General features: G+C 60.4%; 24 protein-coding genes. 14 read left to right on the forward strand and 10 right to left on the reverse strand.

Annotation, left to right across the window (positions count from 1 at the left end; all coding sequences use genetic code 11):
• Positions 1–68: 68 nt before the first annotated feature.
• On the reverse strand, positions 69–419 hold the full coding sequence (locus tag AC1DU9_RS25650) for a hypothetical protein (RefSeq protein ID WP_477810989.1): 351 nt from the start codon (positions 417–419) through the stop codon (positions 69–71).
• A gap of 148 nt (positions 420–567) precedes the next feature.
• On the opposite strand from AC1DU9_RS25650, the gene AC1DU9_RS25655 reads away from it, so the two are divergent.
• From AC1DU9_RS25655 to AC1DU9_RS25695, 9 genes are all read left to right on the forward strand, one after another.
• On the forward strand, positions 568–816 hold the full coding sequence (locus AC1DU9_RS25655; protein ID WP_008015571.1) for a hypothetical protein: 249 nt from the start codon (positions 568–570) through the stop codon (positions 814–816).
• A gap of 20 nt (positions 817–836) precedes the next feature.
• Positions 837–1,166, forward strand: coding sequence for a DUF6388 family protein (locus tag AC1DU9_RS25660; protein ID WP_223461611.1), 330 nt, complete (start codon positions 837–839; stop codon positions 1,164–1,166).
• A gap of 25 nt (positions 1,167–1,191) precedes the next feature.
• Positions 1,192–1,896, forward strand: a complete 705-nt coding sequence (locus AC1DU9_RS25665) for a YoaK family protein (protein WP_223461609.1) — start codon at positions 1,192–1,194, stop codon at positions 1,894–1,896.
• Between the two features lie 200 nt (positions 1,897–2,096).
• Positions 2,097–2,489 (forward strand): sulfurtransferase complex subunit TusD, encoded by a 393-nt coding sequence (tusD, locus tag AC1DU9_RS25670; protein ID WP_223461648.1) that lies wholly within the window; start codon positions 2,097–2,099, stop codon positions 2,487–2,489.
• Between the two features lies 1 nt (position 2,490).
• Complete coding sequence (gene tusC, locus AC1DU9_RS25675) at positions 2,491–2,853, forward strand: sulfurtransferase complex subunit TusC (RefSeq protein ID WP_223461606.1); 363 nt, start codon at positions 2,491–2,493, stop codon at positions 2,851–2,853.
• A complete protein-coding gene (tusB, locus tag AC1DU9_RS25680; protein WP_477810990.1) occupies positions 2,853–3,146 on the forward strand; it encodes a sulfurtransferase complex subunit TusB in 294 nt (97 codons plus the stop codon). The genes tusC and tusB overlap by 1 nt, the downstream gene beginning before the upstream one ends.
• Entirely contained in the window at positions 3,143–3,478 is a 336-nt protein-coding gene (locus tag AC1DU9_RS25685; protein WP_223461602.1) for a TusE/DsrC/DsvC family sulfur relay protein, read from the forward strand. The genes tusB and AC1DU9_RS25685 overlap by 4 nt, the downstream gene beginning before the upstream one ends.
• Complete coding sequence (locus tag AC1DU9_RS25690; RefSeq protein WP_223461599.1) at positions 3,475–4,476, forward strand: glycosyl transferase family protein; 1,002 nt, start codon at positions 3,475–3,477, stop codon at positions 4,474–4,476. Before AC1DU9_RS25685 ends, AC1DU9_RS25690 begins: the two co-directional genes overlap by 4 nt.
• A 91-nt stretch (positions 4,477–4,567) precedes the next feature.
• On the forward strand, positions 4,568–5,563 hold the full coding sequence (locus AC1DU9_RS25695) for a glutathione S-transferase family protein (protein WP_223461597.1): 996 nt from the start codon (positions 4,568–4,570) through the stop codon (positions 5,561–5,563).
• Between the two features lie 117 nt (positions 5,564–5,680).
• Here the strand turns inward: AC1DU9_RS25695 and cysG are convergent, their stop codons facing one another.
• The 6 genes from cysG to AC1DU9_RS25725 all read right to left on the reverse strand — a co-directional run bounded on the left by cysG (position 5,681) and on the right by AC1DU9_RS25725 (position 13,320).
• Entirely contained in the window at positions 5,681–7,075 is a 1,395-nt protein-coding gene (gene cysG / locus AC1DU9_RS25700) for a siroheme synthase CysG (RefSeq protein WP_223461595.1), read from the reverse strand.
• Positions 7,076–8,356: a serine--tRNA ligase gene (serS, locus tag AC1DU9_RS25705; protein WP_477810991.1), complete on the reverse strand. Its 1,281-nt coding sequence runs from the start codon at positions 8,354–8,356 to the stop codon at positions 7,076–7,078.
• A gap of 16 nt (positions 8,357–8,372) precedes the next feature.
• On the reverse strand, positions 8,373–8,747 hold the full coding sequence (gene crcB / locus AC1DU9_RS25710; protein ID WP_223461591.1) for a fluoride efflux transporter CrcB: 375 nt from the start codon (positions 8,745–8,747) through the stop codon (positions 8,373–8,375).
• Entirely contained in the window at positions 8,747–10,069 is a 1,323-nt protein-coding gene (locus tag AC1DU9_RS25715; protein ID WP_223461589.1) for a replication-associated recombination protein A, read from the reverse strand. Before AC1DU9_RS25715 ends, crcB begins: the two co-directional genes overlap by 1 nt.
• Positions 10,070–10,218: 149 nt before the next feature.
• The gene (gene lolA, locus AC1DU9_RS25720) at positions 10,219–10,842 is read right to left on the reverse strand and encodes an outer membrane lipoprotein periplasmic chaperone LolA (protein WP_223461587.1); all 624 of its coding nucleotides are present in this window, start codon (positions 10,840–10,842) and stop codon (positions 10,219–10,221) included.
• Positions 10,843–10,908: 66 nt separating this feature from the next.
• Complete coding sequence (locus AC1DU9_RS25725; RefSeq protein ID WP_223461585.1) at positions 10,909–13,320, reverse strand: DNA translocase FtsK; 2,412 nt, start codon at positions 13,318–13,320, stop codon at positions 10,909–10,911.
• Positions 13,321–13,625: 305 nt separating this feature from the next.
• Between AC1DU9_RS25725 and trxB the strand changes: the two genes are divergently transcribed.
• From trxB to infA, 4 genes are all read left to right on the forward strand, one after another.
• Positions 13,626–14,585, forward strand: coding sequence for a thioredoxin-disulfide reductase (gene trxB / locus AC1DU9_RS25730; RefSeq protein ID WP_477810992.1), 960 nt, complete (start codon positions 13,626–13,628; stop codon positions 14,583–14,585).
• 62 nt (positions 14,586–14,647) lie between these two features.
• Complete coding sequence (gene aat / locus AC1DU9_RS25735; RefSeq protein ID WP_223461581.1) at positions 14,648–15,328, forward strand: leucyl/phenylalanyl-tRNA--protein transferase; 681 nt, start codon at positions 14,648–14,650, stop codon at positions 15,326–15,328.
• Positions 15,329–15,385: 57 nt separating this feature from the next.
• Positions 15,386–16,093: an arginyltransferase gene (locus AC1DU9_RS25740; protein ID WP_223461579.1), complete on the forward strand. Its 708-nt coding sequence runs from the start codon at positions 15,386–15,388 to the stop codon at positions 16,091–16,093.
• Between the two features lie 111 nt (positions 16,094–16,204).
• Positions 16,205–16,423 carry a translation initiation factor IF-1 gene (gene infA / locus AC1DU9_RS25745; RefSeq protein ID WP_002553999.1) on the forward strand — a complete coding sequence of 73 codons (219 nt, stop codon included), beginning with the start codon at positions 16,205–16,207 and terminating at the stop codon, positions 16,421–16,423.
• Positions 16,424–16,593: 170 nt separating this feature from the next.
• Here infA and clpA read toward each other — a convergent pair whose 3' ends face one another.
• Together clpA and clpS are read right to left on the reverse strand one after the other, a co-directional pair.
• The gene (gene clpA, locus AC1DU9_RS25750; protein WP_223461576.1) at positions 16,594–18,864 is read right to left on the reverse strand and encodes an ATP-dependent Clp protease ATP-binding subunit ClpA; all 2,271 of its coding nucleotides are present in this window, start codon (positions 18,862–18,864) and stop codon (positions 16,594–16,596) included.
• A gap of 30 nt (positions 18,865–18,894) precedes the next feature.
• On the reverse strand, positions 18,895–19,257 hold the full coding sequence (clpS, locus tag AC1DU9_RS25755; protein WP_032829596.1) for an ATP-dependent Clp protease adapter ClpS: 363 nt from the start codon (positions 19,255–19,257) through the stop codon (positions 18,895–18,897).
• 224 nt (positions 19,258–19,481) lie between these two features.
• Here clpS and cspD point away from each other — a divergent pair, with 224 nt between their 5' ends.
• A complete protein-coding gene (gene cspD, locus AC1DU9_RS25760; RefSeq protein ID WP_223461574.1) occupies positions 19,482–19,748 on the forward strand; it encodes a cold shock domain-containing protein CspD in 267 nt (88 codons plus the stop codon).
• A gap of 80 nt (positions 19,749–19,828) precedes the next feature.
• Here cspD and icd read toward each other — a convergent pair.
• Positions 19,829–20,886, reverse strand: a 1,058-nt coding sequence (icd, locus tag AC1DU9_RS25765) for an NADP-dependent isocitrate dehydrogenase (protein WP_477810993.1), incomplete at its 5' end; no start/stop codon positions are given.

The raw sequence follows: 20,886 nt of genomic DNA on the forward strand, positions 1-20,886 counted from the left end.
GATGTCGACTGACTTACCGCTATCGCGAGCAGGCTCGCTCCTACAGGGGTATGCAATAAACCTTCAAATCATAGGCAGGTCGCCAACGCCGCCAGCCGGCGCTTGGCCACGAAGTCGTCCTTCTGTGCGTAGTAGCTCAACACCGTGCCCGAGGCATCGGTGGTCACGTCGACGAAGGACTCCGCCGAACGGGTGTAAACGGTCATGCCACCCTTCTCGCCTGCCTGCAAATAGGCAGCGGCATCGACGCCGAACACTGCCTCGTCCTGCCAGGAAAACTGCACGCACTGGGCGACGTCTTTGGCCGGTTTTTCCGAGTTCAGGGTCTTGTACGGGGCCTTGGTGCGGGCATCGTTCATCGCCGAGCCGGCGCATCCCGCCAGCAACGTCACGGCCAGCGCCACCATCAGAATTCGCATTGCATTCACTCATCAGGAAAAAGCGGACTTTATCACCCCGGCAGCCCGTATCGTTCTGCTTTACTGCATTTATACCGCGACAGCGCGCAACGATTCGCGCACCCTGTCGCGCCAATAACGCCCCATCGCACCCCTGACTGGAAATCTGATGACACCTAATGCCGAGTTCTACAAACCGAGCACTGAATATGCCGACAAGCTGATCAGCCAGATCGGTCAGACGCCGTCCTGGATTGCCAAGCGAATCGGCGTCACCGACAAGCGGATTCGCTACATCCTCGATGGTGAAAGAACCGTCAAAGGCGAAACCACGCCGATCCAGATGACCTACACCGAACAGTTTGCCCTCGAATGCCTGGCGGCAGCGGCCAAGGCCAGCAAGAAGCAATCCTCGTAATCCGTTCTCAAGGAGCGACCATGGCGGCAACCGAACTGCAGCATGAGCAAGCACTCAAGAAATTTCTCGATGCGCGCCCCGAGTTGCGCGAAGAACTCGACCACCTCAACCCACTGTTGGCTCAGGCCAAGGGTGAAACGGCGGCTCAGTATCGCGAGGAACGGCTGCACGAAGCGTTTGAAGCTGAAGCAGAACGCCAGAAATTGTTCGCTTGGGAACTGACGTTGCAGTTAACCACCGCCACACCCCAGGATTACCAAGCGCAGCGCCTGGAAGTGCACCGGGAAGTGGCGGAAATGGCCGGCATGGACTGGCTGGAATATTGCGAGTTGAATGGCATAAAACCCTAAGCACTGTTCAGGGATACCTTCGCCGATGCTGCCCAACACCGCCAGGACCCACGCCAGCCCCGGTCACCTGCACACGCAGAAATGGCGCGGGCGCATAGGCCTGAGCCTGGTGGCCATGCTCTCGGTACTCGCCGGTATGACCGACGCCATCGGCTTCATGGCCAGCGGCGACTTCGTCTCGTTCATGAGCGGCAATACCACCCGGATGGCCGTCGCCATCAGTACTGGCGACCTTGGGTTGACCCTGCGCCTGGTGATCCTCGTCGCCACTTTCATCGTCGGCAACGCGCTGGGCATAATCGTCAGCCGGCTAGGCAGACGTCGGGCCCTGCCCTTGTTGTTGTGCATCGCCACCCTGCTGTGCACCGCCGCGGCCTGGCCTTATGACGTGCAGCTGCCAGCCCTGCTGGCGGCGATCATTGCAATGGGCATGCTCAACGCCGCGGTGGAAGAAGTGAACGGCCTGCCGGTGGGCCTGACCTACGTCACCGGTGCCCTGTCGCGTTTCGGCCGCGGACTGGGTCGCTGGATGCTCGGCGAGCGTCGTAACGGCTGGCGCGTGCAACTGATCCCCTGGACCGGCATGTTCGCCGGCGCGGTACTCGGTGCCGTGCTGGAACATCACCTGGGGCTCAAGGCGTTGTTTGCCAATGGCCTGCTGGCGGCCGGGCTCGGGGTGTTGTCGTTGAAGATCCCGCGGCGCTGGCAGTTGGGGTATATGCCGCGCTGAGCTTGGCGGTGCCTATGCGGCCCTCATCGCGAGCAAGCTCGCTCCCACAGGAGATCGGTGTCGAATACAAAATTGAAATCCACCACGAAACAATTGTGGGAGCGAGCTTGCTCGCGATGGGGCCAGAATAGACAACATCGATTTAGCCGCCCCGCCGATAAAGCTTTATCATGGCCGCAGTTTCGCTGATCGAGTCCGTCATGAAGTTCGCCATCGCCGTGTTTTCCACCGCCCATGCGCCCTCCTCGCGCCGCGCCTTGCTGTTCGCCCAAGCGGCGTTGGCCGGCGGGCACGAGATTGTCCGGGTGTTTTTCTACCAGGACGGCGTCTACAACGCGTCCGACAGCGTGGTCACGCCCCAGGATGAACTGGACTTGCCCAGGCAATGGCGCGCCTTCGTCAGCGACCATCAACTCGATGGCGTGGTGTGCATCGCCGCCGCCCTGCGTCGTGGCGTGTTGAACGAGGAAGAAGCCAGGCGCTATCAGCGCGAGGCGGTAGCCGTCGGTGCGCCGTGGGAATTGTCCGGCCTCGGCCAATTGCATGACGCCGCGCAGGATGCCGACCGTCTGATCTGTTTCGGAGGCGCGTGACATGGCCAAATCCATATTGATCATCAGCCGCCAGTCGCCATGGTCCGGCCCAGGCGCGCGCGAAGCGCTGGATATCGTGCTGGCCGGCGGTGCCTTCGACCTGCCGATCGGCCTGTTGTTTCTCGATGACGGCGTGTTCCAGCTCGTCGCCAGTCAGGACGCCAAGGCCTTGCAACAGAAAGACCTGAGCGCCAATCTGCAAGCCCTGCCGATGTTCGGTGTCGAGGAACTGTTCGCCTGTGGCGACAGCATCACCCAGCGCGGCCTGGACCCGAGCGGCCTGTCGCTGGAAGAAGCCCGGGTGTTGGCCGCCCACGAAATCACCGCCCTCATTGACCGTTACGACCAGGTGATCACCCTCTGATGTCGACTTTGCATGTGTTGTCTCATTCCCCGTTCGGCGACGAACGCCTGACCAGTTGCCTGCGCGTGATCGGCGCCAACGACGGGTTGCTGCTGTCGGGCGACGCGGCCTATGCGTTGCGACCAGGCACCGCACCGTTCACGGCGCTCAGCGCACGCGGCCTGAAGCTGTTCGTCCTGGCCGAAGATGCCCAGGCCCGTGCGCTTGCGGTTCCAGACTGGGCCAAAGCCATCGATTACCCGGCCTTCGTCGAACTGTCGATTCACTACGACAAGGTCAACAGTTGGCTATGAATGCACTGACGGTCGGCGCCCGCGCCATCCAGCTGGACAAGGACGGTTTCCTGGTCGAACTGAGTGACTGGTCCGCCGACGTGGCCAGTGCCCTGGCGGCTGCCGAAGACATCGAGTTGACGCCTGAACACTGGGAAGTCCTCGAACTGCTGCGCAGTTTCTACGCCGAGTTCCAGCTGTCACCGGCCACCCGCCCGTTGATCAAATACACCGCCCTGAAACTCGGCCCGGAAAAAGGCAACAGCCTGCATCTGAACCGACTGTTCAAAGGCACTCCCGCCAAACTCGCCGCGAAACTGGCGGGCCTGCCCAAACCGACGAATTGCTTATGACTGATTACCCAGCACTGACACTCGAAACGCCCGCCGAGCATCCGTTCGCCCAGTTCGTGCGGATCCTTGGCAAAGGCAAGCGCGGCGCCCGCGATTTGACCCGGGTCGAAGCCCGCGAAGCCATGGGCATGGTGTTCGATGAAAAGGTCGAGGAAACCCAACTCGGCGCATTCCTGATGCTGTTGCGGCACAAGGAAGAAAGTGCAGAAGAGATGGCAGGCTTCACCGAAGCCTTGCGCGAACGCCTGAATCCTCCGGCACTGGCGGTGGATCTGGATTGGCCGACCTATGCCGGCAAGAAACGCCATCTGCCGTGGTATCTACTGGCAGCGAAGTGCCTGGCGCAAAACGGTGTGCGGATTTTCATGCACGGTGGCGGCGCCCACACGGCCGGCCGCCTGTACAGCGAACAACTGCTGGGCGAACTGAACATCCCGCTGTGCCGCAACTGGCAACAGGTGGGTTCGGCGCTGGATAACGGCGGCCTGGCCTTCATGCCATTGATGGACTGGGCGCCACAGCTGCAACGGATGATCGACCTGCGCAACACCCTGGGCCTGCGCTCGCCGATCCACTCCCTGGCGCGGATTCTCAATCCGCTGGGCGCCCGTTGCGGCCTGCAGAGCATTTTCCACCCGGGTTATCAGGCGGTGCATCGCGATGCCAGCGGCCTGCTGGGTGACACCGCCATCGTGATCAAGGGTGATGGCGGCGAAATCGAGGTCAACCCGGACGCCGACAGCCACCTGTACGGCACCACCGGCGGCGAGAGCTGGGACGAGGAATGGCCGCAGCTGTCCGCGCAGCGTCATGTCAAACCCGCATCGCTTGATCCCGAGCACTTGAAAGCGGTCTGGCGTGGCGATGTGGTCGACAGCTACCCACAAATGGCCCTGATCTCGACCATGGCCCTGGCCCTGCGTGGCTTGGGGCAGAGCCGCGAACAGGCCTTCGAAACCGCTGAAAAATACTGGGCTGCGCGGGACAAATCGATTTAATCGATCATTTTCGCCCGATCTTTGCGCTTTTTGTTCGAACTCATCGGAATAGACTCGACTCCATCGATTATGGGTTTCGGGAGTCTTGAACATGGGTTTGTTAGTTGATGGCCGCTGGCAGGACAAGTGGTACGAAAGCAGCAAGGACGGCGCGTTCCAGCGTGAACAGGCGCAGCGTCGCAACTGGTTAACCGCTGACGGCAAGCCGGGACCGACCGGCGTCGGCGGCTTTGCGGCCGAACCGGGGCGCTATCACTTGTACGTGTCCCTGGCCTGTCCGTGGGCCCATCGCACGCTGATCCTGCGCAAACTCAAAGGCCTCGAAAACCTGATCGACGTTTCGGTGGTCAGTTGGTTGATGCTGGAAAATGGCTGGACCTTCGACCAGAACCTGGGATCTACCGGCGACAAGCTCGATCACTTCGACTTCATGCACCAGCGCTACACCGCCGACACCGCCGACTACACCGGCCGCGTCACCGTGCCGGTGCTGTGGGACAAACAGCAAAAGCGCATCGTCAGCAATGAATCATCGGAAATCATCCGCATGTTCAATGGTGCCTTCGACGATTTGACCGGTAACGACCTGGACTTCTACCCGGCACCGCTACGCGGTGAGATCGATGCGTTGAACGAGCGGATTTATCCGGCGGTGAACAATGGCGTGTACCGCGCCGGCTTTGCCACGTCACAACAGGCCTATGAAGAAGCGTTCGACGATGTGTTTACCGAGCTGGATCGGCTGGAGCTGCTGCTGGGTGCCAATCGTTACCTGGCAGGCGAATACCTGACCGAAGCGGACATTCGCCTGTTCACCACACTGATTCGCTTCGATGCGGTGTACTACGGGCACTTCAAGTGCAATCTGCGGCGGATTGCGGATTATCCGAATCTGTCGAACTGGTTGCGCGAGATCTATCAGTGGCCGGGGGTTGCCGAGACGGTGGACTTCACCCACATCAAGAACCACTACTACGCCAGCCACCGCACCATCAACCCGACGGGTGTGGTGCCGAAAGGGCCGGCGCAGGACTTCACCGCGGCCCATGATCGGGAGAGCGGGAAAGGGGTTTGGCGCAGAGCTTGAGATTTGTGTAGGTTTTGAAGGCCCCATCGCGAGCAGGCTCGCTCCTACAGTGGATTTGTGTCGTTTACACATCCCCTGTAGGAGCGAGCCTGCTCGCGATTGAGGTCGACGCGGTGCTCAGACGTCTGATTGAGCCCCTTCAAACCACGCCAGTTTCTCGCGCAGTTGCACCACTTCACCCACGATCACCAATGTCGGCGCATGCACTTCATGCTCCGCCACCAGCCGTGGCAGGTCCGCCAGGGTGCCGGTAAACACCCGCTGGTTGACCGTGGTGCCCTGCTGGATCAACGCTGCCGGGGTATCGGCACCGCGACCATGCTTGATCAACTGTTCGCAGATGATCGGCAAGCCCACCAGCCCCATGTAGAACACCAGGGTTTGCGCCGGGGCCACCAGATCGGCCCAGGGCAAATCGGTGGAACCGTCCTTCAGGTGCCCGGTGACAAAGCGCACCGACTGCGCATAATCACGGTGAGTCAGCGGAATCCCGGCGTAGGCCGCGCAACCGCTGGCCGCCGTGATCCCCGGCACCACCTGGAACGGGATGCCCTGGGCCGCCAGTTCTTCGATCTCTTCACCACCACGACCGAAGATGAACGGATCGCCGCCCTTCAATCGCACCACACGCTTGCCTTGCCTGGCCAGATCCACCAATTGCTGATTGATCTGATCCTGCGGCACCGCGTGATCGGCGCGACGTTTGCCAACGTAAACCCGCTCGGCGTCGCGACGGCACAGTTCGATAATCGCCGGCGCCACCAGGCGGTCGTATAACACTACGTCGGCTTGCTGCATCAAACGCAAGGCGCGGAAGGTCAACAGGTCGGGATCGCCCGGCCCCGCGCCCACCAGATAGACTTCGCCGGTTGCCACCGGCGCTTGGCCATCAATCTTCGCCTGCAACAAGCGCTCGGCTTCAGCGCCCTGCCCGGCCAGCTGGCGGTCGGCAATCGGTCCCTGGAAAACATCTTCCCAGAACGCCCGACGCTGCTGTACATCCGGAAACAGGCCTTTGACCTGATGACGAAAACGCGCCGCCAGACCAGCCAGGTGACCGTAGGTGGAAGGAATCCAGGTTTCGATCTTGGCGCGGATCAGACGTGCCAGCACCGGCGCATCGCCGCCGCTGGACACCGCGATGATCAGTGGCGAACGGTCGACGATGGCAGGGAAGATCACGCTGCACAGGGCTGGCGCGTCCACCACGTTGACCGGCACGCAACGCCGATGGGCATCGGCGGAGACTTGTGCGTTCAGCGCTTCGTCGTCGGTGGCGGCAATGATCAGCCCGCAACCGTCCAGGTCCGTTTCGGTGTAGCCGCGCAACAGGCACTCGCCACCGCTACCGGCAACCAGTTCGCGCAGTTGTGCTTCGATTTCAGGTGCAACCACCCGCAGCAGCGCACCGGCATCGGCCAGCAGGCGGGATTTGCGCAAGGCAATCTCCCCTCCACCGACGACCAACACACGACTGCCGCGAAGGTTGTGAAACAGCGGCAGATAGTTCATTTAACCGATGACCTCGAGGCCACCCATGTACGGCTTCAGGACCTCAGGCACACGGATCGAACCGTCGGCCTGCTGATAGTTCTCCAGCACCGCCACCAGGGTACGACCGACTGCAAGACCGGAGCCGTTCAGGGTGTGCACCAGTTCCGGCTTGCCGGTTTCCGGGTTGCGGAAACGCGCTTGCATGCGACGGGCCTGGAAGTCGCCGCAGTTGGAGCACGACGAGATTTCGCGGTACTTGTCCTGGCTCGGGATCCACACTTCCAGGTCGTAGGTCTTGACCGCGCTGAAGCCCATGTCGCCGGTGCACAGGGCCAGGGTGCGGTAAGGCAGTTCCAGCAGTTGCAGGACTTTCTCGGCGTTGGCGGTCAGGCCTTCCAGCGCTTCCATCGACTGCGACGGCTCGACGATCTGCACCATCTCGACCTTGTCGAACTGGTGCTGGCGGATCATGCCGCGGGTGTCACGACCCGACGCGCCGGCTTCGCTACGAAAGCACGGGGTGTGGGCAACGAACTTGATCGGCAGCAGTTTCGAATCGACGATTTCGCCGGCGACGATGTTGGTCAGCGACACTTCGGCGGTCGGGATCAGATACAGGTCGGCTTCGCCTTCGCGCGCGATCTTGAACAGGTCTTCTTCGAACTTCGGCAGTTGACCGGTGCCTTGCAGCGCCGGTGCCTGGACCAGATAAGGCGTATAGGCCTCTTCGTAGCCGTGCTCGGTGACGTGCAGGTTGATCATGAACTGCGCCAGGGCACGGTGCAGACGGGCAATCGGGCCGCGCAGCAGGGCAAAACGGGCGCCGGACAGCTTGGCGGCGGTTTCAAAGTCCAGCCAGCCGAACTTCTCGCCCAGGGCCACGTGGTCCTGAACCGGGAAATCGAAGGCCGTCGGCGTGCCCCAGCGGCGCACTTCGACGTTGCCGTCTTCGTCTTCGCCGACCGGCACCGATTCGTGCGGCAGGTTGGGGATACCCAGCAGGATCGAGTCCAGTTCGCTCTGGATCGCGTCCAGTTCGACTTTGCCGGTGCTCAATTCGCCCGCCATGCGCTCGACGTCCGCCATCAGCGGCGCGATGTCTTCGCCGCGCTGCTTGGCCTGACCGATGGATTTGGAACGCGCATTACGTTCAGCCTGCAGTGCTTCGGTGCGGGTCTGGACGGTCTTGCGCTGTTCTTCCAGCGCTTCGATGCGCGCAACATCCAGGGCATAGCCACGGGATGCCAGGCGGTCCGCTACGTCCTGAAGGTTGCTACGTAACAGTTTGGAATCGAGCATGTCGGTTTCTCGTTTATCAAAGTTTGGTCAAGGACAGGCCGGCCCAGGTTGCAAGCAGCCCGCCGAATACGCTGAGCGCCGCATAGCCCAGGGCCAGCGGCACCTGCCCGCTTTCCAGCAGGCGCACCGTATCCAGTGAAAAGGATGAAAAAGTCGTCAGCCCCCCGAGGAAGCCAACGATCAACCCGGCGCGAATCTCAAAAGGCACCTCCGGGCGTATCAAAAACAGACCGTATAGAACACCGATCAGCAAACAGCCCACGATATTAACGGCCAGCGTCGCGGTATAGAAGTGCCGTGGCCAATTCGCGTTGATCCAGTTGCCCGCGGCAAAGCGCAACAGCGTACCGGCCATCCCGCCGACGGAAACCGCAACGATCGCTGGAAGCACTATTTTCTCCGCTGCCGGGGGCTTGAACGGTCGAGTTTCGCCAGGTGATTGAGCTTTTCGCCGATCTTCAATTCCAGGCCACGGGGCACGGGCTGATAGAACGGGATCGGGTCGAGTTCTTCCGGGAAATAGTCTTCTCCGGCGGCGTAGGCGTCCGGCTCATCGTGGGCATAGCGGTATTCATCGCCGTAGCCCAATTGCTTCATCAGCTTGGTCGGTGCGTTGCGCAGGTGCAGCGGCACTTCCAGCGAGCCGTGCTCGGCGGCGGCGCGCAGTGCGGTCTTGAAGCCCATATAGACCGCGTTGCTTTTCGGCGCACAGGCCAGATAGGTGATGGCCTGGGCCACCGCCAGTTCGCCTTCGGGGCTGCCGAGGCGCTCCTGCACTTCCCAGGCCGCCAGGCACAGGCTCAGGGCGCGTGGGTCGGCATTGCCGATGTCTTCGCTGGCCATACGCACCACTCGCCGGGCAAGGTACAAGGGGTCGCAACCGCCGTCGATCATCCGCGCGAACCAATACAAGGCTCCGTCGGGGTTGGAACCGCGCACCGATTTATGCAGCGCGGAAATCTGGTCGTAGAACGCTTCGCCGCCCTTGTCGAACCGCCTGCGGGTATCGCCGAGCAGGCTTTGCAGGAGCTCGGTGCCGATTTCGCTGTTGTCTTCGGCGAGGTCCGAGGCGTTTTCCAGCAGGTTGAGCAGGCGCCGGCCATCGCCATCGGCGGCCGACAACAGCATCTGGAAGCCTTCGTCGCTGAGGGTCAGGTTGCGCTTGCCCAGGCCACGTTCTTCGGTCAGCGCGCGCTGCACCAGTTTGCGCAGGGCCGCTTCGTCGAGGCTCTTGAGCACATAGACACGCGCCCGGGAGAGCAAGGCGTTATTGAGTTCAAACGAAGGGTTTTCCGTGGTCGCGCCGATGAAAATCAGTGTGCCGTCTTCAACGTACGGCAGGAACGCATCCTGCTGGGACTTGTTGAAGCGATGCACTTCGTCGACGAACAGAATGGTGCGGCGGCCGTACTGCGCGGCCTGCTGCTTGGCGATTTCCACCGACTGGCGGATCTCCTTGACCCCGGCCAATACCGCCGAGACCGTTTCGAAGTGCGCATCCGAGACTTCCGCGAGCAATCGCGCCAGGGTGGTTTTGCCCACGCCGGGCGGACCCCAGAAAATCATCGAATGCAGGACACCCTGCTCCAGCGCCTCGCGCAAGGGCTTGCCGCGAGCGAGCACGTGTTCCTGACCGACGTACTCGTCCAGATTGGCCGCACGCAGGCGGGCGGCCAAGGGCTGGGCGATGGGGGCGCTGCGAAACAGGTCCATGACTATCTCTGAAACCTCAATTGAACATCGCACCCCCTGTAGGAGCGAGCCTGCTCGCGATGGACGTCAACGATAACGTTGGCAGCCTGACACCCAGCGGTGTTCTTGAGTCCATCGCGAGCAGGCTCGCTCCTACAGGGGTTTGCGTGTTACTCCTGGATCACGTCCGCCCCTTTCGGGATATCGAACTTGAACTTGGACGCCGGGATCGGCTCGTTGGCCTTCACCCCGGTGAACAGGATATTGGTGCGCTGACCAACGCTGTCGATCAACTGCATGTCGTTGACCAGACCGTTGCGGAACGACAGGCGCAGGCTGTCAAACAGGGTGTCCTTGGTTTTCGGCTTCAGGGTGAAATCGATCACGCCGCCGGCTTCCTTGGCGCTGATGTCGAAGCTCTGGCTGATCTTGGACACGTCACCGGACAGCAGCAACGCTGGGGTCTGGGTCAGGCGCTGGTCAAGCTTCTTGATGGTGGCCTGTTCCAGGTCCGGGTCCCACAGGGTGACTTTCTTACCATCGGAGATCATGGTCTGCTCGGCCGGCGCATCGGTGTGCCAGTAGAACAGGCCCGGACGCTGCAGCGACATCTCGCCAGCGGTTTCCTGCAACTGGGTGCCGGTGCCATCAAGGGTCAGTTGCGAGAAACGTGCAGTCAGGGTCTGGGATTTTTCCAGCAGTTGGGTCAGGCGTGCCACGTCCTTGTCATCGGCGTGGGCCGAAAGCGTGGTCAGAGCCAGTACCGGCAGCAACAACATGCGGATCAGACGCATGGGAGTCCTCATAACATTCGTGGGAGTTCGGGCGGCGCCAAAGGCACCACCCTTTTCATACTCGGGTCAGTCGCGCACCGGGCCCGGGGCCAGGACTTCACGCGAACCGTTGGTGTTCATGGACGTCACGACCCCGGCCATTTCCATGGCTTCGATCATGCGCGCGGCGCGGTTGTAGCCGATCTTCAGCTTGCGCTGGACCGCGGAAATGGAGGCGCGACGACTTTCCAGCACGAACTGGACCGCTTCGTCGTACAGCGCGTCGGCCTCTGGATCGTCTCCGTCGCCGCCACCGCTGCTGCCTTCGAAGCCGCTGCCCGCCTCTTCGACGCCATTGAGGATGTCGTCGTTGTATTCCGGCGCGCCCCGCAGCTTCCAGGCTTCCACCACGCGATGAACCTCATCGTCGGACACGAATGCACCGTGAACACGAATCGGCAGGCTGGTACCCGGCGGCATGTACAACATGTCACCGTGGCCCAGCAGCTGTTCGGCACCGCCCTGGTCGATGATGGTCCGCGAGTCGATCTTGCTCGACACCTGGAACGCCATACGGGTCGGGATGTTGGCCTTGATCAGACCGGTGATCACGTCTACCGACGGACGCTGGGTCGCAAGAATCAGGTGGATACCGGCCGCCCGCGCCTTCTGGGCGATACGGGCGATCAGTTCTTCAACCTTTTTGCCGACGATCATCATCATGTCGGCGAATTCGTCGACTACGACCACAATGGTCGGCAGCTTTTGCAGGAGCGGCGCTTCGTCGTGGATGCTTTCGCGCTTGTACAGCGGATCGCTCAACGGCTCGCCGGCGTCCTGGGCTTCCTTGACCTTGGCGTTGAAGCCCGACAGGTTTCGCACGCCCATCTTGGCCATCAGCTTGTAGCGCCGCTCCATCTCGGCAACGCTCCAGCGCAGGGCGTTGGCGGCGTCCTTCATGTCGGTGACCACCGGGCACAGCAGGTGCGGAATGCCTTCGTAGATCGACAGTTCCAGCATTTTCGGGTCGATCATGATCAGCTTGGCGTCTTCCGGGCCGGACTTGAACAGGATCGACAGGATCATCGCGTTCACACCCACCGACTTACCGGAACCGGTGGTACCGGCCACCAGCAAGTGCGGCATTTTCGCCAGGTCAGTGATGACCGGCTTTCCGCCGATGTCGTGGCCCAGGGCCAGGGTGACCGGGGATTTGAAGTTGTCGTACTCGGGGGTCGACAACACCTCGGAGAAGCGCACGATCTGCCGGTCTTCGTTGGGAATCTCGATACCGACGGTGGTCTTGCCCGGAATCACTTCCACCACGCGCACGCTGGTCACGGCCAGGGAACGGGCCAGGTCTTTGGCCAGGTTGGAAATGCGGCTGACCTTGACGCCGGCCGCCGGCTGGATTTCGTAACGGGTAATCACCGGCCCCGGGTGAATCGAGTCCACTGTAACTTCAACGCCGAATTCCTTGAGCTTGATTTCCAGCAGGTGGCCAACCGCCGCCAGGGATTCAGGCGAGTAATTGAGCTGTTTCTTTTCCGCCGGATCGAGAATCGAGATCGGCGGCAAGGTGCCTTCGACGGCGCTGTCGACGAACAGCGGCGTCTGCTTCTCTTTTTCGACGCGCTTGCTCGGTGCGGCAGGCTTTGGCGGCGCGGGTGCAATCACCGGTGGCACCTGCTTCTCGCGCTCGGACATGTGCTTGCTCAGGGCTTGCTCACGCTCGATCAACCGCTCCTTGACCTTGGCCTGCTCGCGCTTGTCGGTGACGGTCGGCGCGACCACTTCATCCATACGGTCGTCGACTTCACGCAGCTGTGCGACCAGTTGCTTGCGCTCGGTACGGGCCGCCCACCAGCGATTGGCCGCGCCCTGGAACAGTTCGAACAGGTCGAGGGTGATCTTGCCGGTGATGTCCATCACCCTGAACCACGACAGGTCGGTAAACACGGTCAGGCCGAACAGGAACAACGCAATGAACAGCAGCGTACTGCCCTGGATATTCAGGGCGTTCCTGGCCAGGTCGCCGAGGCTTTCGCCCAGCGCACCGCCCGCACCGGCCGGCAGACCGGTCGCGGCATGGAAATGGATATGGGCCAGAGCGGCGCCCGACAGCACCAGGAACACCAGACCGATCAGGCGCCAGGAAAACAGCCAGCCACTCCACTGCCACGGTTCGTGACGCTGACGGAAGATCTGGTACGCCTTGATCGCCAGCAGCAACGGGAAGATGTAGGCGAAGTAACCCAGCACCATGAACAGGATATCGGCGCTGTAGGAGCCCGCTGGACCGCCGAAGTTCTGCACGTCGTCGATCTTGCTGTTATGACTCCAGCCCGGATCATCCTTGCCATAGGTCAACAAGGCCATCATCAGGAACAGGCACAAGGCACCGATGGCGATCAGCGCACCTTCCTTGAGTCGGTAGTGCAAGTGCTGGCGCCAGAGCGGAACGACGGCTGGTTTAGGTGCTGCGGTGGATTTCTTCAAAACGCTTCTTTTCCTGCGCCATGGGCGCGTCCATCTGTTGAATGACTATAAAAACTGCCGAAAACTGCCCAATCCAGGCAGGTAAAAAAGTTAACACGTGTTACCGGGACTACTTTTAACACTGTGCCCCGGTTTTTATAAACACGGCGCGCAATGAATATAGGTAACACGCAGGGCATTGTACGGGTTTGTACGCACGACGCCATGCTTGAGCCCCTTGGGTGTAGCATAGTCAACAGCGCATGACATGCCGCTCAATTTGAGCATGCATTCTCTTTTGTGACAAAGGCTTATGAGGTGTTTTTATGAGCGAAGCGAAGCATTCACGCCTGATTATCCTGGGCTCCGGCCCTGCCGGTTACAGCGCAGCCGTTTATGCCGCCCGCGCCAACCTCAAGCCCGTTGTCATTACTGGCATACAGGCAGGTGGCCAGCTCACCACCACCGTCGAAGTCGACAACTGGCCAGGCGACGTCGAAGGCCTGACCGGACCGGTGCTGATGGACCGCATGCAAAAACACGCCGAGCGCTTTGCCACCGAGATCATTTACGACTACATCCATACCGCCAAGTTGCAACAACGGCCGTTCGAACTGATCGGCGATGGCGCAACTTACACCTGCGACGCACTGATCATTGCCACCGGCGCTTCTGCGCAATACCTGGGTTTGCCATCGGAAGAAAGGTTTGCTGGCAAAGGGGTTTCGGCGTGCGCGACATGCGATGGATTTTTCTATCGCAATCAGGTGGTTGCGGTGGTCGGCGGCGGTAATACGGCGGTCGAGGAAGCTTTGTACCTGTCGAACATCGCCAAGGAAGTGCACCTTATCCATCGACGCGACAAGCTGCGCTCGGAGAAGATCCTCCAGGACAAACTCTTCGAAAAGGCCGCCAACGGCAATATCCGCCTGCACTGGAACCAGAATCTGGACGAAGTGCTCGGCGATGCCAGCGGCGTGACCGGCGCCCGCCTGCGGGACAGCCACACCGGCGAAACCAGGGAACTGCCACTGGCCGGGGTGTTTATCGCCATCGGCCATAAACCCAACACCGACCTGTTCACGGGCCAACTGGAGATGCGCGACGGGTATCTGCTGGTCAAGGGTGGCAGCGAAGGCGATGCCACCGCTACGGCGATTGCCGGTGTGTTTGCCGCCGGTGACGTGGCCGACCACGTTTATCGCCAGGCCGTTACGTCTGCCGGGGCCGGTTGCATGGCGGCGCTGGACGCCGAAAAATACCTCGACGACATTCCTGCCGTTTGAAGGCACACTTTACGGCGGGCCAACACCCGCCACTGCCCTCCCCTTCTGCAAGCCCGGATGCCATGCTGACTTGGTTACAACGCAATACCTTGCATTTCCCACCGCTGGAAAAGGCCATGCGCGACCCCAACGGGCTGCTGGCTGCCGGTGGCGATCTGTCCGCCGATCGGCTGGTCTCGGCTTATCGCCACGGCTGCTTCCCTTGGTTTTCCGAAGGCCAGCCGATTCTCTGGTGGTCTCCGGATCCGCGCACGGTTCTGTTTCCCGACGAATTGCACGTCTCACGCAGCCTGAACAAACTGCTGCGCCAGCAACGCTATCAAGTGACCTTTGACCAGGACTTCGCCGCCGTTATCCGCGCCTGTGCCGCGCCCCGGGATTACGCCGACGGCACCTGGATCACCGAGGCCATGCAGGACGCTTATATCGAGTTGCACAGGCGCGGACACGCCCACTCGGTGGAAGTGTGGGACGGAGACGAACTGGTCGGCGGGTTGTATGGCCTGGCAATGGGCCAGCTGTTTTTCGGCGAGTCCATGTTCAGCCTCGCCGACAACGCTTCGAAATTCGGTTTTGCCACCTTGGTGCGGCATCTGAAAGACTCGGGGTTTGTGCTGATCGACTGCCAGATGCCCACCGACCACCTGCACAGCCTGGGCGCCCGCGCCATTCCTCGCCGTGAATTTGCCAGCTATCTGGCCAGGCACCTGGACCAAGCCAACACCGCCACCTGGGTTTGCTGAGCGACTTTCTCCCGTGTGGCTTACACTTATTCAAAAGCATTATCCCGAGGGTTGATCATGACCGAGTTGGCGCGTTTGAAGTTCTATGCCACTCAGCCGCACTCTTGCAGTTATCTGCCCGATGAGCAGGCCACAACCCTGTTCCTCGACCCTAGTCAGCCCATGGATGTGCATGTCTATGCAGACCTGTCGGAGATGGGGTTTCGTCGCAGTGGCGACCATCTCTACCGGCCGCATTGCCAGAATTGCAATGCGTGCGTTCCGGCGCGTATTCCCGTGGGACAGTTCACGCCCAACCGGCAACAGAAACGCATCTTCAAGCGCAACGCGGATTTGCAGGTGCGTCCCGCCAGGCCCGGCTTCAACGAAGAGTACTTCGACCTTTACCAGCGCTATATCGAACAGCGTCACGCCGATGGCGACATGTACCCGCCAAGTCGCGACCAGTTTTCGACATTCCTGGTGCGGGACCTGCCGTTTTCACGCTTTTATGAGTTTCGCCTGAACGGCCGGCTGCTGGCCGTCGCCGTCACCGATTTACTGCCGAACGGTCTTTCGGCGGTCTACACCTTCTACGAGCCCGCCGAAGAGCGTCGCAGCCTTGGGCGCTACGCAATCCTCTGGCAAATCGCCGAGGCCAGCCGGCTCGGGCTGGAGGCGGTCTACCTCGGCTACTGGATCAAAAACTGCAAAAAGATGAACTACAAGACTCAATATCGCCCCATTGAGTTGCTGATTAATCAGCGCTGGGTGGTTCTAAACTAGAGCCAGCCCTAAACCCCTTGGCTTAAACCCCACTTTTCGGGCACAATGCACGCCGCTTTTGCCTGGCGCAGTTGCACCGGGCCATTCATTGGACACCGAGGGCTTTACTGCATGTCGAAAGAAGACAGCTTCGAAATGGAAGGCACTGTCGTCGACACCCTGCCCAACACCATGTTTCGTGTGGAGTTGGAAAATGGGCACGTCGTAACCGCGCACATCTCCGGCAAGATGCGCAAGAACTACATCCGCATTCTTACCGGCGACAAAGTGCGCGTCGAGCTGACGCCCTATGACTTGAGCAAAGGGCGCATCACTTACCGCGCTCGCTAATCAGGTCAATACAAGACGCCCGGCTCATGCCGGGCGTTTTTGTTTGTCTGCGATTTAGCGACCACAACACAAAACCCTGTGGGAGCGAGCTTGCTCCCACAGGGTTTGATGTGCATTTTGCAGACAACAAAAAGGCGCCTCCCGGCGCCTTTTTGTTTTGCTTCTGAACGTCAGGCCATCTCGGCCGTGGTCTCGAACTCGAAGGTCAGCTCGCCGTCCTTGATGTCGATGTGCACCACACCGCCATGTTCGGCCAGTTCGCCAAAGAGAATCTCCTCCGCCAGCGGACGCTTGATCTTGTCCTGGATCAGGCGAGCCATTGGGCGAGCACCCATTGCCGCGTCGTAGCCACCTTCGGCCAGCCAGTTGCGGGCCGCATCGGTGACTTCCAGCAACACTCGCTTGTCTTCCAGCTGCGCCTGAAGCTCGGTAAGGAACTTGTCCACCACGCTCTTGATGACCTCATGGCTGAGGCGACCAAACTGGATGATGGTGTCCAGACGGTTGCGGAATTCCGGCGTGAAGCTCTTCTTGATCACTTCCATCGCATCGGACGAGTGATCCTGATAGGTGAAACCGATCGAAGCGCGGGCTGCGGTTTCGGCACCGGCGTTGGTCGTCATGATGACGATCACGTTACGGAAATCCGCCTTGCGTCCGTTGTTATCGGTCAACGTACCGTGATCCATGACCTGCAGCAGCAAGTTGAAGACTTCCGGATGCGCCTTCTCGATCTCATCGAGCAACAGYACGCAGTGTGGCTGCTTGGTGATGGCTTCGGTCAGCAGACCACCCTGATCGAATCCGACATACCCTGGAGGCGCACCGATCAGACGCGATACGGTGTGGCGCTCCATGTACTCGGACATGTCGAAACGAATCAACTCGACACCCAACGCCTTGGCCAACTGACGCGCCGCTTCGGTTTTACCGACACCGGTCGGCCCTGCGAACAGGAACGAACCGACAGGCTTGTCAGGGGACTTGAGGCCGGCACGGGACAGCTTGATCGCGGTTGCCAGCGAGTCGATCGCGGCATCCTGACCGAACACGGTCAATTTCAGGTCACGCTCGAGGTTACGCAGCAGCTCCTTGTCGGAACTGGTGACGTGCTTGGGCGGAATCCGCGCGATTTTCGCGACGATGTCCTCGACCTGAGGCACTTCGATGCGTTTAACGCGCATCTCGACCGGTTGCAGGCGCTGGTAGGCACCCGCCTCGTCGATCACGTCGATCGCCTTGTCCGGCATATGCCGGTCGTTGATATAGCGCGAAGCCAGTTCGGCGGCGGCGCGCAGGGCTTCATCGCTGTACTCGATGTTGTGATGCTGTTCGAAGCGCCCCTTTAGACCGCGCAGGATACCGATGGTGTCTTCCACGGAAGGCTCCGACACATCGACCTTCTGGAAGCGCCGGGCCAAGGCACGGTCCTTCTCGAAGATGCCGCGAAATTCCTGGAAGGTGGTCGAACCGATGCACCGGATATCACCCGAGGACAGCAGCGGCTTGAGCAGGTTCGAGGCATCCATGACACCACCGGACGCGGCACCGGCACCAATGATGGTGTGGATCTCGTCGATGAACAGGATCGCCTGCGGACGTTTTTTCAATTCATTGAGCAACGCCTTGAAGCGCTTCTCGAAATCGCCACGGTACTTGGTACCGGCCAGCAAGGCACCCAGGTCAAGGGAGTAAACCACGCTGTTGGCCAGCAGGTCCGGCACCTGGTTGTCGACAATGCGCTTGGCCAGGCCTTCGGCAATCGCGGTTTTACCCACGCCCGCCTCGCCCACCAGCAGCGGATTGTTTTTGCGCCGGCGCGCGAGAATCTGCGCGACACGCTCGACCTCCAGCTCACGCCCCACCAACGGATCGATACGACCCTGGCGCGCCAGCTCATTGAGGTTGCTGGCATAAGCATCCAGGGGATTGCCCGAGGAAGAAGACTCACCACCCTCGTCGTCTTGCATATCTTGCTCACCTTCAGAGTGATCGCCATGCCCCGGCACCTTGGAAATGCCATGGGCGATGTAGTTGACGACATCTATACGGGCAACGCTCTGCTGTTTCAGCAGGAACACCGCCTGACTCTCTTGCTCACTGAAGATCGCGACCAGCACGTTGGCACCGGTCACTTCGCGTTTGCCCGAGCTCTGTACGTGAAACACAGCACGCTGCAGGACACGCTGGAAGCCCAGGGTTGGCTGGGTTTCGCGATCCTCGTCATGCACGGGGATCAATGGCGTGGTGGAGTCGATGAACTCCTGCAGGTCATGCTTGAGTTTGTCGAGGTTTGCGCCGCACGCACGCAAAACGGTGGCGGCAGCCTCATTGTCCAATAGGGCCAGCAAGAGGTGTTCGACGGTCATGAACTCATGACGCTTCGAACGGGCTTCCTTGAAGGCAAGATTGAGGGTGACTTCGAGCTCGCGGTTTAACATAGCTTCACCTCATACCCAAGTGGTCGGCGATTAACCGTCCTTCTCGATTTCACAGAGTAGCGGATGCTGGCTTTCCCTGGCGTACTGGTTGACCTGCATGGCCTTGGTCTCGGCGATGTCGCGGGTAAACACTCCACATACTGCCCGCCCTTCTGTGTGGACGGCCAGCATGACCTTGGTCGCCAGCTCGCGATTCAGGTTAAAAAACACCTCGAGCACTTCGACCACGAAATCCATCGGTGTGTAGTCATCGTTGAACAAAACCACCTTGTACATCGGCGGCGCCTGCAGTGCAGGCTTTGCCTCCTGAACAGCAATGCCTGTGGAATCGTCGTCGTGTAAATCAGGGCGATCCTGATTGAATGTTAGTCGAATCTGGCTGATTGCATGCATGGAAAGAAAGGTTCGTCAGTTGTTCAAATACAGTGGTGGGGGCGGCTATCAGCGTTTTCAACTCCGACTGCCCGGTCAGCTTGACTATCGGCAAAACGGTGTTACAACCAATAGAGCCCACAGTGGGTAAAAAAGGTCCGCRGAGTCAATCTTATTTACAGATTCGACTGCGGATGTACTGGATGATACTCCAGTGATGGAGTCTGTTGCAGAGGGAGTTGGGTATGTCAGGCGGCAAGGTCAGCGGCAAGGTCAAATGGTTCAACAACGCCAAGGGTTACGGTTTCATCGTCGAGGACGGCAAGACAGAAGATCTGTTTGCCCACTACTCCGCCATCCAGATGGAAGGTTATAAAACCCTGAAAGCCGGGCAAGCTGTCGTATTCGACATAATCCAGGGCCCCAAAGGCCTGCACGCGGTCAACATCGGCAACCCGGTGGATGCCTCGAAAGCGACGGCATCCGCCCCGCAACAGACCGTTACGGCGTAAGACCACACCGTCATCCCGCCATAAAAAAACCGCCTGACTCAAATTCTTGAATCAGGCGGTTTTTGTGTGCCTGCGTTTTCTTACATGTGCGAGATAAGCGCATCACCGAAGCCGGAAGACGACACCAGCTTGGCGCCGTCCATCAGACGTTCGAAGTCATAGGTCACGGTCTTGGCGGAAATCGCGCCGTTGGTGCCCTTGATGATCAGATCGGCTGCTTCGGTCCAGCCCATGTGGCGCAGCATCATTTCAGCGGAGAGGATCAGCGAACCGGGGTTGACCTGGTCCTTGCCGGCGTACTTCGGTGCAGTACCGTGGGTGGCTTCGAACATGGCCACGGTGTCGGACAGGTTGGCACCCGGCGCGATACCGATACCGCCCACTTCCGCCGCCAGGGCGTCGGAGAGGTAGTCGCCGTTCAGGTTCAGGGTGGCGATCACATCGTACTCGGCCGGGCGCAGCAGGATCTGCTGGAGCATGGCGTCGGCGATCGCATCCTTGACGATGACGTTCTTGCCGGTTTTCGGGTTCTTGAACTGCATCCACGGACCGCCGTCGAGCAGGGTCGCGCCGAACTCTTCAGCCGCCACTTCGTAGGCCCATTCCTTGAAGGCACCTTCGGTGAACTTCATGATGTTGCCTTTGTGCACGATGGTCAGCGAATCGCGGTCATTGTCGACCACATATTGCAGGGCCTTGCGCGCCAGACGCTTGGTGCCTTGCAGGGATACTGGCTTGACGCCGATGCCGCAGTTTTCGTCGAAACGGATCTTGGTCACGCCCATTTCTTCTTTAAGGAACTTGATGACCTTGGTGGCTTCCGGCGTACCGGCCTTCCACTCGATGCCGGCGTAGATGTCTTCGGAGTTCTCACGGAAGATGGTCATGTCGACATCGCCCGGCTTCTTGACCGGGCTCGGCACGCCTTCGAACCAGCGCACCGGGCGCAGGCAGACGTACAGGTCGAGTTGCTGGCGCAGGGCTACGTTCAGGGAACGGATGCCGCCACCGACCGGGGTGGTCAGCGGGCCCTTGATGGAAACCACGTAATCCTTGACCGCGTCCAGGGTTTCCTGAGGCAGCCAGGTGTCCTGATCGTAAACCTGGGTCGCTTTTTCCCCGGCGTACACTTCCATCC

Source organism: Pseudomonas sp. P4_C1 (genome assembly GCF_056402155.1).